The sequence below is a fragment of the Mycetocola sp. genome (assembly GCF_046716805.1).
Classification (GTDB): Bacteria; Actinomycetota; Actinomycetes; order Actinomycetales; family Microbacteriaceae; genus Mycetocola_A.
Genome location: NZ_JBKJWH010000054.1, coordinates 17,129 through 30,450, shown reverse-complemented (window position 1 = coordinate 30,450; position 13,322 = coordinate 17,129). Strand labels below are relative to the sequence as shown.

Genomic DNA, 13,322 nt, shown 5'->3' with positions numbered 1-13,322 from the left:
CTCGGCTGGCCTCACAGGCTACCAGCCGTCGATCAGCGGGGACCCCCCGTCGCACACATGCGCGCGGTTGTGCGAGGGGTTGGAACTCTCGTCCGACTCCCGCTAGCGTCAGAGACCTTGGAGGTGCACCCGAATGCGCAAATATGTCCTGAACTTCACCGTCATCAGTGCCTTCGCTGGTGCGTTGACGCTGATCAAGACGAGCAAGAACGCCCCGCGGGACTGGCGGCTCGCCCTGCTCTGGGTCGGATGGCTCGTCACGGTCGCCAACGCGTTCGCCGCGGTCTCGGAGCGAACCGATCAGAAAGAGGTCGAAGCGGAGGGCGGCAAGAGCAAGCTGAAGCGCAGGAAGGCCGGAAAAATCTGACGCGGAAGCCGTCAAGACCCGGCTGAAAGGCGGATCACCGGGCATTTATTCGCTCGTTCCCGCGGCATTCGGCGTGTCAGGGCGCCGGTTGAGAGCCACTCCCGCACACTGGAAGGATCACCGCAGCCAGTAGCAGGGAGCACCGGACATGTTTGGTCGCCGTCGTCATCGCGCACCAGTAACCGTCGCCCCTCCGGCGCCGGTGCCAGCGCCTGGTATCGAGCTCTCGGAAGAGCAGCTTTTCGAGAAAATCCGAGCACGTCTCGATACACACATGGGCGCACACGGAGACTGGACGCTCGTTCGTCGCACCGGTGCAGACACGGATGCGTTTTTCCACGAGATGGCTGCATTCTCCCTGGCGCGAGAACTTACGACGGCCATTGTCGGGACCCAGGCAACGGCTGTCGCGGAGGCCGCTGAAGCGGCGCGTGCGAGTGGGACGCCCACCGGCATCGTGCAAACGATCACCGTTACGACCGTGCCGTCGTCCGGGGCCTCCGATGTCGACCCGTCCGTTTTCGACGCAGCCGTCAACCTGGCCGACACCCCGCGTGACCTGACCACAGCCGAACATGTCATGTTCGAGTTGAACTCCGTCGCCGTGTGGGCTGACCCGCAACGCCACGACCCCTCCCACGTGAACCCGGAAATGGTGACCCCGACTCTGTCCCGCTCCAAGAAGCGCTGGAACGGCACCCGCGTCTCCTGACTGTCCCTGCTCCCGGGCTCAACGCTCGGCGTTTGCAATCATTCGCGCCCGCCTCGCCTGTCGCACCCTGAACATCGGCCAACCGATCAGAAGCGCGAAAAATCCGAGGACCGACCGGTCGTGCCGGCCGAGCGCCTGCCGCCGGTCCCACGCCCGCCGCAGTGCACCGCCGCTGCTTCGCCGCGCTTGAGCGCGGGCCGGTAGAGGACCGCTGTCTCGCTCCGCCATGCGGCTGACGAGCCTGCGCACGAAGGTGTTGTCTGATGCCGGATGAGCGTAGTTCTCTGCGAGCCAGGCGCGGTCGACCGCGGGGAAGCGCAGGCCGATGAGATCCGCTGACGGTGCCAGAAGACCGCTGTCGGCAAAAACTTCGTTGATGAGCAGTGCGTCGATGCCGAAATCGTTCAGCAGGATGCTCGGGATCTTGCGAGCGGCTGCTTCCAGCACCGCCGTCGAGCTGATCGTTGCGAATCCCAGGGCCCGGCCCAGATGGTCGCTCATCGGTCCGGACTCCACCACCAGGTTTCCGGGCGGGTTCGGCGGCAGCAGATCGGGCAGCGGGAAGAACTCGGCATGAGTCTGCTCCTCCCCTGGCAGGGCACGGACCTTGAGGACGACGCGCACGTCCGGTTGTTCCCGAGCAAGTTCGCACAGGATGTCCACCACCCGTTGCCGGTCCGCGCGCTCTCGCGGAACGATCGCTTGTGCGGCGAAGATGACACTGTCACGTTTGCCGACCGACGCGGGCGAAGCCCCCTGGCTGCGCGCGAACGGAAGCGTGGCGAGAACAAACTCCATCTCCGTATCGTGTTCAGCGGCAAGTTCCCGGTAGGCGGCTACCTCCTGGTGGCTGTGCAGCACAAACAGGTCGGCCTGTGCGCGGTAGAAGATTCCTTTCCATTTCGCCGGGATCGAGATGCCCGGCAGTCCGCTCACGAGTACCGGGCGCGAACTGCCACCCCGGCTGAGCGCATGAAGGAGCACCTCAGCGACCGGGCCGCGGCACGCGACCAGCACGGCATCCGCCCGTTCGACGGAGGCGTCGCGGAGGACGTCCGCGATCGTCAGGAACCGCACGTCGCCCGGCGTGAACCGCGTGCCCGCGATGGCGTCGACGACCTGCCGGGGGCTCGCCGTGAGCGCGCTCGACACGACGAGCAGGGAGAGTTCCCAGCCGAGGGGCAACGTGTCGAGGAGACTTGCTCCCCATTTGGCGAAGGAATCGGAATCGACGATCCCGACGACCTTCCTCCCCATCTACGCGTCGACCCGGCGCAACTTGGCGAGCGGCGCGAGCTCACCGGGGAAGACGCGCTTCACGCCGTCGCCGAGCGCCTCTTCGAGGATGCGGATGTCACGCACGAGTGTCGAGAAGCCGTGCGGCTCGAGCGACGCAGCATGGTCGGATCCCCACATGGCGCGGTCGAGAGTGATGTGGCGTTCGACGATGCAGGCGCCGAGCGCGACGGCCGCGAGGGAAATCTGCAGTCCGCGTTCGTGCCCGGAGTATCCGATCGGGATGCCAGGGTACCGCTCGGCGAGCGCGGGGATCATGCGCAGGTTCGCTTCCTCCGGCGGCAACGGGTAGGTGGAGGTGGCGTGAAGCACCGCGAGGGTAGACGGGTCGAGAAGGGAGACGGCGCGGTCGATCTGCTCGGTCGTTGACATGCCGGTCGAGAGCAGAACGGGCTTACCTGTGGCCTCGATCCGACGCAGCAGGGCGTCGTCTGTGACGGATGCTGACGCCACCTTGTACGCGCACACCCTCAGGTCTTCGAGGAAGTCGACGCTCGGCTCGTCCCACGGTGACGCGAACCAGTCCAGGCCGCGCAGCGTCGCGTGGTCGCCGATCTCGACGTACTGCTCCCGGTTGAACTCGACTCGGTACCGGTAGTCGAGGTAGGTCATCTCGCCCCACGGCGTGCTCCGCAGCACGTCTTTCATGTGCTCAGGAGTGGAGATGGCCGGTGTTCGCTTTTGGAACTTCACAGCCTGCGCACCGGCGTCGGCAGCGACGTCGATCAGCTCCTTCGCCAGGGCGACGTCACCGTTGTGGTTGAGGCCGATCTCGGCGATCACGTACACGGGGGAATGTGAGCCGATGGGATTGGCTCCGATGTGCAGGGTCATGACTGGCTGTCCTTTCGTTAAGAATGAGATCGGTGAGTTCGCGGACGGCGCCGTCGCCGCCGTTGCGCGTCAGAACGAGCCGGGCGGAGGCGAACACGTCGGGATGGGCGTCGGCGACGACGACCGGCCAGCCCACGATGTCCAGACATCCGAGGTCGTTGACGTCGTTGCCGAGGTAGGCGATCCGGGTGAGCGGAATGTCCACGCTCGCCGCCCAGTCGCGCAGGGCCGATGCTTTGTCGCTGACGCCGTGCTGGACGTCGACGCGAAGTTTTCTGGCGCGCGCGGCGACCACCGGGTTGGTCTCGGTCGAGAGAATCAGGACCGGGATTCCTGCTGCGCGCAGAAGAGCGATGCCCATCCCGTCACCGCGATGGGCGATGACGGTTTCGCTGCCGTCCTCGGCCACCGAAACCCGGTTGTCGGTGTGCACCCCGTCGAAATCGGTGACCACCGCGTCCACGTCGATGCGCTTCACGGGTCGGACATCCGCCTGCATCCGAGTTGCCGCCGAGAGATCGGATTCGACGTCGATGTCGATGGCCGTTGCCGGGTCGACCAGTCCCATTCCGATGCGACCGAAGAACCTGTGGCGTGCCTCTCGGAAGCCAGCCACCCGCAGAACGTAGAACGCGCCTGTCTCCCGGTATTGCGGAACCATGTCCTGGCGGCGCGGACGGCTCTGGGCCTCGTGATTCAGCGCAACGGCACCGGCCGGGGTGTCGTGCCAGAGGAAGGCGTGCGTCTGGACGGCGGAGAACACGACGTCGGATTCCCCGAGGGCGACTCTCTCGATCGCGTCGTCGAGGTCCTCCGACGAGATGAACGGAGACGTCGCCTGCAGGAAGACGAGGATGTCGGCGTGGATGCCGTCCTTCTCGAGTTCGTCGAGGGCGTGCAGCAGTGCGCTCTCGCTCGACGCCGTGTCCCCGGCAAGGTCTTCGGGACGGTCGATGACGTTCGCACCGTGCGCGGATGCCACGTCGGCGATGTCGGCGGCGTCGGTCGAGACGAAGACCGAATCAATGAGCGTGGCGTTCCGAGCGGAGAGAACCGCACGGCCGACGAGCGGAACTCCGCCTACCCGCCGGATGTTCTTCCCGGGGACGCCACGGGATCCACCGCGCGCCGGGATGACGGCGACGACGAGGTTGGGGGACGCCTGGGACATCCCCTCAGGCTAGGAAGGATCCCCACCTCGCCGGTGGCCGCGAAGAGTCGGATCGGTGAACGGGGGGTGACAGCTCGGCGTTGGCTAGGTCCCGACGCCGATCGGTTCCCACCCGGCCGGGCCGGCGGAACCCGCGGGGTAGTCGTCGAGCGGGACAGCTCGTGAGCGCCAGGCGGCGAGGAACGGTTCGACGATTCTCCAACTCTGCTCGGCGGTGTCACCGCGAACCGACAGTGCCGGGTCGTTGTCGAGGATGCCTTCCAGCACCTCCCCGTATGCACCGAACTGGCCGGGATCGAAGGTCGTGTGAAATGTCGTCCGTTCGAGTTCATACGGATCCCCTGCGCCATTGATGTTGATCGAGAGCGACATCTCGTCCGGGGCGAGGAACAGCCGCAACACAGTGGGGTCCGTTCTGCCGCTGAATCCGGCGGGCACACGATTGGCGGGTTTGAATCGCACGACGATCTCGCGTCGGCGTTCGCCGAGGGCCTTGCCCGATCGGAGGGTGAACGGCACACCGGCCCAGCGCCAGGTGTCGACCTGGAGGGTGATCTCCGCGAGAGTCTCGGTGTTCCGGGAAGGATCGACACCGCCCTCATCGATGTACGACGGGTAGGCGCGGCCGTCGACGCGCCCCGCGGTGTACCGGCCGCGCCGTCCGGCTGATGCGGCGTCGTCCGCCCACGGCCGGGTGGCCCGGAGTACGAGACCCTTGGCGTCACGGAGGTCCGCTGCTTCCAGCGTGGACGGCGCTTCCATGGCGAACAGGGCGAGCACCTGCAGCAGGTGGCTCTGGATCATGTCGACGAGGGCACCCGCTTTGTCGTAGTAGCCGGCTCGCTTCTCGAGCCCGAGCTGTTCGTCGTAGACGATGTCCACTCGCTCGATGTGCTCCGAGCTCCAGAGCGGTTCGAAGATGCGGTTGGCGAAGCGCAGGCCGAGGAGGTTGAACACCGTCGACCGGCCCAGGAAATGGTCGACGCGGTGGATCTGGTTCTCGGGCACGAGCCGCGCCAGCTGGTGGTTGAGTGCCGCTGCGCTGGCGGAGTCGGTGCCGAACGGCTTCTCCAGCGCCAGTACCGTTCCCCCGGGAAGGTTGACGTTCTCGAGGGCGGCGCAGGCCTTCACGGTGACGGCCGGTGGTAGTGCGAAGTACAGGGCGGGGGTGCCATCGGTCTCGGCGAGAAGTTTTTCCAGGGCGGCGGCGTCGGTGACGTCGGCCTGACGGAACATCGTGCCATGCAGCAGGGCGTCGACGGCGTTCCCGGATGCCTCCACCGTCGCGAAAGAGGATGTGACGATCTCGCGCCAGGCGGCATCCGTCAGATCGTCGACACCGACACCGATGAGCTGAACGCTCCGGTCCTTTTGGCTGGTGAGGAGTTGCCCGAGTGCCGGGAGCAGGAGTCTGGAGGAGAGGTCCCCTCCCCCGCCGAGCAGGAACAGAGTCGTCGTGGGGCGCGTCATGTTCCGACCATACGCCAGGGGCGGTTCCCGTGCCGGGATCCTGATCCCAGCCGCAACTCGCGGGACGCGGCTCAGGACGAGTGCCCGGTCACGCCCGCCAGGAACTCGGTCACGTCGGCTGCAACCAGGTCCGGTCGTTCCCACAACACGAGATGGCCGGTATCGCTGTAGCGGCGCAGCTGCGATCCGGGGATCGACCGAGCAAGAGCCTCGTGCTCAGCGTCGGGTATCACCTCATCGCGCTCGCCGCGGATGATCAGAGTCGGGCACAAAATCTCCCCCACCTCGGTGGGCGCCCTGGCCGATCCGAATCCGGCGAGAGCCATTTGCCAGACGTGAGCAGGCGTCCGGACACCGTCACGGACGCGGTCGTTGAGATACTCCTCCGGGACCGGTGCGGCCAGCGGAAACCACTCCAGCGATTGCCGGACCCACGCCGGATCGATCGGGTCGCTGAGCGCGTTGACCTCGGCCGCGAAGGAGGGTGTCCCTGCGAGGCTTCGGGGGGCTCCGACGAGAATCAGTGCCTTCACACGAGGAGGCCACGAGACGGCGACCTGTTGGGCGATGTACCCTCCACTCGACGAGCCCAGAAGGACTGCGAATTCGACGCCGACAGCATCAAGAAACGCCCGAACGTCGTCGGCGGTGTCCTTGAGCGCGTATCCGGAATGCGGTTTCGTCGCTTCGCCGTGACCCCTCTGGTCGAATGCGAACACCCGGTATCGTTCGGGCAGCCCGGGGAGCAGCCGCTCGAAGACGCCTGCTGACTCGCCCCAGCCGTGCAGCAAAACAAGGGGCGGTCCCTCAGCATCCCCGATCGACACGTACGGCACTGTCACCCCCGTGTCCAGGTGGGCAGTACCCCTGGTCAACGCTTCCATTCTCTGACACTACGGACACCTGAGGGTTCAGATAACCCCGTTCGCCGCCTCCTTCGGGGGGTTTCCTGGCGCGTTGAGGAGCCCCTACATTCAAAGACGTGGGGAATCCTCACGTTTCCGCACCTTGCTTCACCCGACTGAACGCCCGCTCGCTTACCCCTGAATGTCTGGCGCGAAACCGCGCACAGAACCCGGCTCTACCCGAGGATGTCCGATGCCCAGAAGTTCTACAAGCACGCCCAGACGCAAGCGCCAATGGGGAGCAGAACGCTCCACCCGGCCCTTGTCCGTCGTTCACGACCGACCAAGCGACGCCAAGATCACCTGGGGGCGACTCGCGATCCTCGCCACCGTCGTCGCCTGGCTCGGCTACCTCATCTATACGGTGATGCGCCAGTTCCTCAACAACGGCACCGAGGGGTTCCGATTCACCACCGAAGCCGTCTCCTATGTTGTCGTTCTCACCTTTCTCACCTTCTCAGCCCTCATGTACCTCGTCGCGCGGCAGGGTGCGCTGCAGCGCTTCCGGGATCACGTGCGCGTCCCACGCGCGGAACTGGACAGTCACTTCACCGACCACCGCGGAACCATCACGGTGCTGGTGCCCTCATACAGCGAAGAGCCTGCGGTCATTCGCAAGACGCTGTGGTCGGCCGTGCTTCAGGAATACCCGTCGATGCGCGTTGTGCTGCTTCTCGACGACCCGCCATACCCGACCGACCGAGCAGTCGCCGAGACCCTCGAGAGTTCACGCCGTATCACGCAGGAGATTGCGGATGCGCTGGCTGAACCCCGATCCCGCTTCAGCGACAGGCTGCTGCTCACCGAGATCCTGTGCATCGACGGCGGATCGGCATCGGTCGAGGCCGTTCGCGATCTCGCGGCAGATTACCGGTGGGCAGCGCAGTGGCTTCGGCAGATGGCGGCGGATGAGAGAGTCGAGGACCATGTCGACGTCTTCTTCGTTGAACAGGTTCTCGGCGGCCTGGCCGACGACCTCACCGTGACCGCCGACGCACTGGAAGCCGCCGCGGATGAGAATGCGCTGCTCGCGGCAAGCCGCGTACTGGAATTTCAGCGCCGGCTCTCCTGGATCTTCTCCGCCGATCTCGAAACATTCGAGCGCAAGAGGTTCGCGTCGCTCTCCCACGAGGCGAACAAGGCCATGAACCTCAACGCCTACATCGGCTTGATGGGCGGAAGCTACATCCGGGAAAGCGGGCCGGACGGGACGATCCTCCGGGTGGCGCCCAGCTCGGCAGAGGCAGAATTCACCGTCCCGGACTCGGACTATCTGCTCACCCTCGACGCGGACTCGCTTCTTCTCCGGGAGTACTGCCTCCGACTGGTGTTCCTCCTGGACCAGCCAGACAACGAACGCGTTGCGGTGACGCAGACCCCGTACTCGTCGTTTCGAGGGGCACCGACCCGGATCGAACGCCTCGCCGGCGCGACGACCGATCTTCAGCACATCCTCCACCAGGGCATGTCGTACTACGGCGCCACGTTCTGGGTGGGAGCGAACGCGGTCATCCGCAAGCGCGCTCTCGAAGACATCGTCGAAGTCGAGACGGTTGGGGGTTTCGACGTGCGCCGGTACGTGCAGGACCGCACCGTCATCGAGGACACCGAGTCAAGCATCGACCTGGGCAGGCACGGCTGGACCCTGATCAACTACCCGGAACGTCTGAGCTACAGCGCCACTCCTCCGGACTTCGGTTCACTCATCGTCCAGCGTCGGCGGTGGGCGAACGGCGGCCTGCTTATCCTCCCGAAACTCTGGCGACAGATCCGCGACCGGAAGCGGAGCGGGCATCCGCTGCGACTTCTGGAGATCCTGTTGCGGGTGAACTACATGGCCTCCATCGCCTGGGCGAGCCTGGGCCTGGTATTCCTGCTCGTCTACCCGTACGACAGTCGGCTGCTGAGCCCGGTGGTCGTGCTGGCGGCGCTGCCGTACTTCCTGGCGATGGGAAGCGACCTACGCTACTGCGGCTACCGGTTCAGCGACATCCTGCGCATCTACGGCTTCAACCTCGTTCTGCTCCCGGTGAATCTCGCCGGTGTGCTCAAGTCGATCGAACAGTCGATCACCAGCAAGAAGATCCCATTCGCTCGAACACCGAAGATCAAGAACCGCACGGCGTCACCGCTGCTCTACGTTGTGACGCCCTACCTGATTGTCGCGTTCTCCGTTCTGACCCTGTGGCGTGACGTCTCGGCCGAGAACTGGGGGAATGCCGCGTTCGCGGCCGTCAACGCTCTTCTCGGCACCGGGGCGATCATCGCGAACATCGGAATCTGGAACTCGATCGTCGACGCCAACGTCAGCATGAGCCGCTGGCTCTTCGTGGAAAGGAAGCCCACAGTGGCTCGCACCGCCGTCACCAGTTCACCATCGATCCCGTCGCCGGACTGGCGGGCCGTGCTCTACCACGGCTCCCTTGACGCGTCAGGAGTGTCCCAGACCAGTCCCGCTGGCGCAGGAACGCCGTCGGTTGTTCTCGCCCCGACCCGCAGGAGCGCACGATGAGCCGCGAGCGAGTTCCGCGCACCCATCCCCGCCGCAGGCTCTCCGCGGTGCGCGTCAGCCTGGCGATGCTCCTCGTGGCAACCCTGACCGGTGGCGCCTATGCCGGATTCCAGTGGTGGCAGTCGGCACAGGCGGCCGACGAGTACACCCCGTGGTTCGCAGGGTATGCCGACGTGACAGCGACCCCCACCTTCCGTTTCGAAGCCCCGGTTTCCGACGCTGCGCGGGATGTCGTGCTGTCGTTCATCGTCGCCGACACCGACGACGAATGCCAGCCGACCTGGGGCACCGCGTTCACCCTTGACGAGGCGGCGAAGTCGCTCGACCTCGACCGACGGCTCGCCGGGCTCAGCAAGCGCGGAGGGCAGGTCATCGTCTCGTTCGGCGGCCTGCTGAACGATGAGCTCGCCACGGTCTGCACCGATACGAAGAAGCTCGTTGATGCCTACGCAGAGGTGCTCGACCGTTACAACGTCAGCACCATCGACCTCGACATCGAAGCCGGCAACCTGACCGATACCGAGGCCGGAGAACGCCGGGCCAAGGCGATCCAGACGCTGCAGGAGGAGCGTCGTGGAGACGGCAAGGACCTCGCCGTCTGGCTCACCCTCCCGGTTGCGCCGTTCGGCATGACCGAAGACGGGACGACGGCCGTGACACAGATGCTCGACGCGGGCGTTGACCTGGCCGGCGTGAACGTCATGACCATGGACTACGGCAGCAGCCGCGCCGACGGTGACAGCCAGGCCGAAGCGTCGATCAAGGCGCTGACCTCGGCCCACCGGCAGATCCGGGGCTTGTACGCACGCGCCGGAACAGAGCTGACCGATGCAACCGTGTGGTCGAAGCTCGGTGCCACCCCCATGATCGGCCAGAACGACGTGGCCGCCGAGGTCTTCGACCTCGGCGACGCGGAGAAACTGAACGAATTTGCGGTGGAGAAGAAGCTCGGCCGAATGTCGATGTGGTCACTCAACCGGGACAGGACGTGTGGCTCGAACTATGTCGACCTCAAGCGCGTGTCGGACTCCTGTAGCGGGATCAAGCAGGGCGACGTGAAGTTCGCCGATCTGTTGGCATCCGGCTTCGACGGACGCCCTGACGAGTCCGCCTCATCGGTTACCACCTCCGAGGCGGACCAGATCGAGGCGATCGTCGACGACCCGAAGACTAGCCCGTACCCCGTCTGGGCACCGACCTCGTCATACCTTGAAGGCACGAAAATCGTCTGGCACCGCAGCGTGTATCAGGCCAAATGGTGGACGCGAGGAGACCTGCCGGATGACCCGGTGCTCAACGAATGGGAAACCCCGTGGACGCTCATCGGCCCGGTACTGCCCGGCGAGAAGCCGTTCGAGCCGATGACGCTGCCGGAGGGCGCCTACCCGGCCTGGTCGGGAACCACGGTCTACGAGCGGGACGATCGCGTGCTCTTCGACGGCTTGCCGTTCGAATCGAAGTGGTGGAACCAGGGCGAGAGCCCGGCGGCGGCCTCGGCCGACCCGGACGGCTCACCGTGGACACCGCTCACCGAAGAAGAGGTCGCGAAAGTACTGGAGGAGGGAACACCAACGGTCCCGTAAGCGGAGCGTCCCTCACCCCCTCAAACCCTCGGGAAAAGGGAAGAGCCCCGGTCACGAAAGTGACCGGGGCTTGAGGTGTCATGTCTTAGGTGTCACACGCGATGCCGTCTTTGTCACGATCAAGCTTGGTGCTGTATCCGGGCTGTCCTTGATGGATTGGAGCCGCTCCAGCCGCCCGGACGGCGGTGCAGTTCTCGTAGTAGACCTCAGGAGCCGGAGCAGGGGCAGGTACCGGTGCGGGCGCCGGCGCTGGCGCGGGCGCGGGTTTCGGTGCGGGAGCCGGCGCCGGTGCGGGGGGCGGGACGACGACAGGAACGGGCGCGGGGGCGAATGAAGACGTGAGCGCGAGCTCGCCAGGGCACGAGTTGAGGACTCGGGTCATTGCATCGTGCTCCGCTGGCGTGACCCAGAGACCGTATGTTGCTTTCACGGACACCTGACGGGCGACGTAGCCGCAGCGGAATGCTTTGTTGGAGGGCAGCCAGGTGGCGGTGTCCCCGTCGCCCTTCTGGGCGTTCGAGCGACCGTCTACGGCGAGGAGGTTGATGGGGTCATTGGCGAGGGAGATTCGCTGCGCTTGTGTGAGCTGCTGAGCGCCTGTCTGCCACGCGTTGGAGAGCGAAACGACGTGGTCGACCTGAACCAGAGCTGACGTGTCCTGGCCTCTCACGAACGCGATAGACGAGGCGGTGAATGGAGAAACGAGGTTTCCGGTCATCACCCTGCAATCCCCCGATTTGGCGATCGCAGTCAAGTCCCGGGCGAGGATGTCATTGCGGGTGTCACATCCGTTGCGGTCAACGTCCAGCCACGCCGTACCGAACATGCCAGTACGCTCATATCCCGTCTTCGGAGCCTTGCCCTTAACCGTGATGGTTGCGAGGAGCGCGAGCGCTGTCGTGTCGGTCGCGGAGGTGTCGCTGACGACCACCGATGCATCTTCAGACGGTGCTTCCGCTGTCGAAGGATCGACTGGTGCCTCATCGGAGAAGTCAGGCGTGGTGCTTGGAGACGGTGTCGTCTCCGCGCTGGGCTTCGGCTTCGCGCTGGGGGTGGCGGATGCCTGCACGGCGGCCGTCGGTGCGACGCCATGGGTCATACCGGCCGCAGTCCCGCCGATCAGCAGGAAGAGCCCAACGATTCCGCCGACGATCCACGTGCTCAGGGTCGGCCGAAACCGTGGAGTCTTCGTTGTGGCCGACCGGCCACTTCGAGCCTTCGGGTCGTCAAAAGGGCGCTGCAATTCGTCGGTCAATGGATCCCCCCGGTTTCTGGCACTCAATGCGAGCACAGACATACGGTTCTGACGCTAACGCAGGACGAGGGCCGCCGCGTGCCCCATAACGGGCAGACACGGGTCGCGGGCCACCGAAAACTCCTTCCTAGTGGCTGCGCCGGGCGTGCCTCAGCCGTCCGTTGTGCGGATGTAGACCCATGGAGTGCCCCGCGTATCGAGGCGGTGCCGTGTGCCGTCGGCGTCGAGGAGAGCAGCGTCGTCATAGGCGATATCGCCGCGCCAGAGCAACACGGCGCCAGCCGCCGTCACATGCGCGTGGGTTTCGAAGTGCTCGGCTCCCCCGGCGACACGGGCAAGAGCGGCATCGACGGTGGCATCGGAGGCAATCCGGTGGAGCATCACCCAGGTCGGCGGGACCAACTCGAACACGCCCTCTGCGTGCCGGCGCAGCGCCTCGGACGGGCGCAGCCATTCACAGGCGACCGCCTCCTGCGGCGAAAGAATGACCTCGCCCTGCGGAGCACGTGTCGCGTAGAACCACGTGCGATATCGCTTCGGCGTTATCGCCGGCGGCAGCCAGCAGGCGGCCTCCACCAGGGCATCCGAGCCGATCTCGAGCGATGTTTCCTCGCGCACTTCTCGCACTGCCGCTCGTCGTGCGGAAGCCTCCTCACCGTCGAGCTCGCCCGAGGAACCGACACGATCCCCAGGGTCGATCGCCCCGCCGGGGAAGACCCAGGCCCCAGGAAAGGAACCACCTGCCTGCGGCCGCTCCAGCAGCAGCACCTCTGGGCCGTTATCGCTGTCGCGCAGCAACAGGACGGTCGCTGCCACGCGATACACGGCGGCTTCGCCCGTGCGCTCGATGCCCTCACGCGTCATCGCGACCCCCCTCGGCTCCTCTACGTCTACCCGATTCACGATAGCGCCACGCGCAGAACACCGGGTTCCGGTCATCGCGTCAAGGGGGCGCCACCGCGAGCTAGCGCACCACCGTCGTTTGCACCCACGACGTGAAAAAAGCCCCGGACATGACAGTGACCGGGGCTTATGGTGCACCCCCCGGGACTTGAACCCGGAACCCACTGATTAAGAGTCAGTTGCTCTGCCGATTGAGCTAGAGGTGCGTATTCCAACCCGCAGACAGTGCGGCGGGCCGTGGAAAAGATTAGCATGCGATCCGCGTCCTCCGCCAATCGGGCGACGGCACCGAAGGGCGGGCCGGCCGCTGCTCG

11 protein-coding genes and 1 tRNA gene are annotated in these 13,322 nt (G+C 65.7%); 4 read left to right on the top strand and 8 right to left on the bottom strand.

What is annotated here, in order from left to right; translation table 11 throughout:
• Positions 1-133 precede the first annotated feature (133 nt).
• Together ACLQ62_RS04610 and ACLQ62_RS04605 are read left to right on the top strand one after the other, a co-directional pair.
• Complete coding sequence (locus ACLQ62_RS04610; protein WP_411720487.1) at positions 134-367, top strand: hypothetical protein; 234 nt, start codon at positions 134-136, stop codon at positions 365-367.
• Between the two features lie 274 nt (positions 368-641).
• Complete coding sequence (locus tag ACLQ62_RS04605) at positions 642-1,079, top strand: hypothetical protein (RefSeq protein WP_411720486.1); 438 nt, start codon at positions 642-644, stop codon at positions 1,077-1,079.
• Between the two features lie 18 nt (positions 1,080-1,097).
• Here the strand turns inward: ACLQ62_RS04605 and ACLQ62_RS04600 are convergent, their stop codons facing one another.
• The 5 genes from ACLQ62_RS04600 to ACLQ62_RS04580 form a co-directional block, all read right to left on the bottom strand.
• Positions 1,098-2,336 carry a DUF6716 putative glycosyltransferase gene (locus ACLQ62_RS04600; protein ID WP_411720485.1) on the bottom strand — a complete coding sequence of 413 codons (1,239 nt, stop codon included), beginning with the start codon at positions 2,334-2,336 and terminating at the stop codon, positions 1,098-1,100.
• On the bottom strand, positions 2,337-3,209 hold the full coding sequence (locus tag ACLQ62_RS04595; RefSeq protein WP_411720484.1) for an N-acetylneuraminate synthase family protein: 873 nt from the start codon (positions 3,207-3,209) through the stop codon (positions 2,337-2,339).
• A complete protein-coding gene (locus ACLQ62_RS04590; RefSeq protein ID WP_411720483.1) occupies positions 3,124-4,380 on the bottom strand; it encodes a cytidylyltransferase domain-containing protein in 1,257 nt (418 codons plus the stop codon). The genes ACLQ62_RS04595 and ACLQ62_RS04590 overlap by 86 nt, the downstream gene beginning before the upstream one ends.
• Positions 4,381-4,464: 84 nt before the next feature.
• Positions 4,465-5,850, bottom strand: coding sequence for a glucose-6-phosphate dehydrogenase (locus tag ACLQ62_RS04585; protein ID WP_411720482.1), 1,386 nt, complete (start codon positions 5,848-5,850; stop codon positions 4,465-4,467).
• Positions 5,851-5,921: 71 nt separating this feature from the next.
• The gene (locus ACLQ62_RS04580) at positions 5,922-6,734 is read right to left on the bottom strand and encodes an alpha/beta fold hydrolase (protein ID WP_411720481.1); all 813 of its coding nucleotides are present in this window, start codon (positions 6,732-6,734) and stop codon (positions 5,922-5,924) included.
• Between the two features lie 214 nt (positions 6,735-6,948).
• Between ACLQ62_RS04580 and ACLQ62_RS04575 the strand changes: the two genes are divergently transcribed.
• Together ACLQ62_RS04575 and ACLQ62_RS04570 are read left to right on the top strand one after the other, a co-directional pair.
• On the top strand, positions 6,949-9,267 hold the full coding sequence (locus ACLQ62_RS04575; RefSeq protein WP_411720480.1) for a glycosyltransferase family 2 protein: 2,319 nt from the start codon (positions 6,949-6,951) through the stop codon (positions 9,265-9,267).
• Complete coding sequence (locus ACLQ62_RS04570; protein WP_411720479.1) at positions 9,264-10,850, top strand: chitinase; 1,587 nt, start codon at positions 9,264-9,266, stop codon at positions 10,848-10,850. Before ACLQ62_RS04575 ends, ACLQ62_RS04570 begins: the two co-directional genes overlap by 4 nt.
• Positions 10,851-10,935: 85 nt before the next feature.
• Here ACLQ62_RS04570 and ACLQ62_RS04565 read toward each other — a convergent pair whose 3' ends face one another.
• The 3 genes from ACLQ62_RS04565 to ACLQ62_RS04555 form a co-directional block, all read right to left on the bottom strand.
• On the bottom strand, positions 10,936-12,147 hold the full coding sequence (locus ACLQ62_RS04565) for an excalibur calcium-binding domain-containing protein (RefSeq protein ID WP_411720478.1): 1,212 nt from the start codon (positions 12,145-12,147) through the stop codon (positions 10,936-10,938).
• Between the two features lie 108 nt (positions 12,148-12,255).
• Positions 12,256-12,969 (bottom strand): NUDIX hydrolase, encoded by a 714-nt coding sequence (locus ACLQ62_RS04560; RefSeq protein ID WP_411720477.1) that lies wholly within the window; start codon positions 12,967-12,969, stop codon positions 12,256-12,258.
• Between the two features lie 169 nt (positions 12,970-13,138).
• Positions 13,139-13,214: transfer RNA gene (locus tag ACLQ62_RS04555), tRNA-Lys, on the bottom strand.
• Between the last annotated feature and the right edge of the window lie 108 nt (positions 13,215-13,322).

Excerpts from the sequence above, each read along its gene's own strand:
- ACLQ62_RS04590 (WP_411720483.1), bottom strand. The coding sequence starts at position 4,380 with ATGTCCCAGGCGTCCCCCAACCTCGTCGTCGCCGTCATCCCGGCGCGC.
- ACLQ62_RS04585 (WP_411720482.1), bottom strand. The coding sequence starts at position 5,850 with ATGACGCGCCCCACGACGACTCTGTTCCTGCTCGGCGGGGGAGGGGAC.
- ACLQ62_RS04610 (WP_411720487.1), top strand. The coding sequence starts at position 134 with ATGCGCAAATATGTCCTGAACTTCACCGTCATCAGTGCCTTCGCTGGT.
- ACLQ62_RS04565 (WP_411720478.1), bottom strand. The coding sequence starts at position 12,147 with ATGTCTGTGCTCGCATTGAGTGCCAGAAACCGGGGGGATCCATTGACC.
- ACLQ62_RS04595 (WP_411720484.1), bottom strand. The coding sequence starts at position 3,209 with ATGACCCTGCACATCGGAGCCAATCCCATCGGCTCACATTCCCCCGTG.
- ACLQ62_RS04605 (WP_411720486.1), top strand. The coding sequence starts at position 642 with ATGGGCGCACACGGAGACTGGACGCTCGTTCGTCGCACCGGTGCAGAC.
- ACLQ62_RS04600 (WP_411720485.1), bottom strand. The coding sequence starts at position 2,336 with ATGGGGAGGAAGGTCGTCGGGATCGTCGATTCCGATTCCTTCGCCAAA.
- ACLQ62_RS04575 (WP_411720480.1), top strand. The coding sequence starts at position 6,949 with ATGCCCAGAAGTTCTACAAGCACGCCCAGACGCAAGCGCCAATGGGGA.
- ACLQ62_RS04580 (WP_411720481.1), bottom strand. The coding sequence starts at position 6,734 with ATGGAAGCGTTGACCAGGGGTACTGCCCACCTGGACACGGGGGTGACA.
- ACLQ62_RS04570 (WP_411720479.1), top strand. The coding sequence starts at position 9,264 with ATGAGCCGCGAGCGAGTTCCGCGCACCCATCCCCGCCGCAGGCTCTCC.
- ACLQ62_RS04560 (WP_411720477.1), bottom strand. The coding sequence starts at position 12,969 with ATGACGCGTGAGGGCATCGAGCGCACGGGCGAAGCCGCCGTGTATCGC.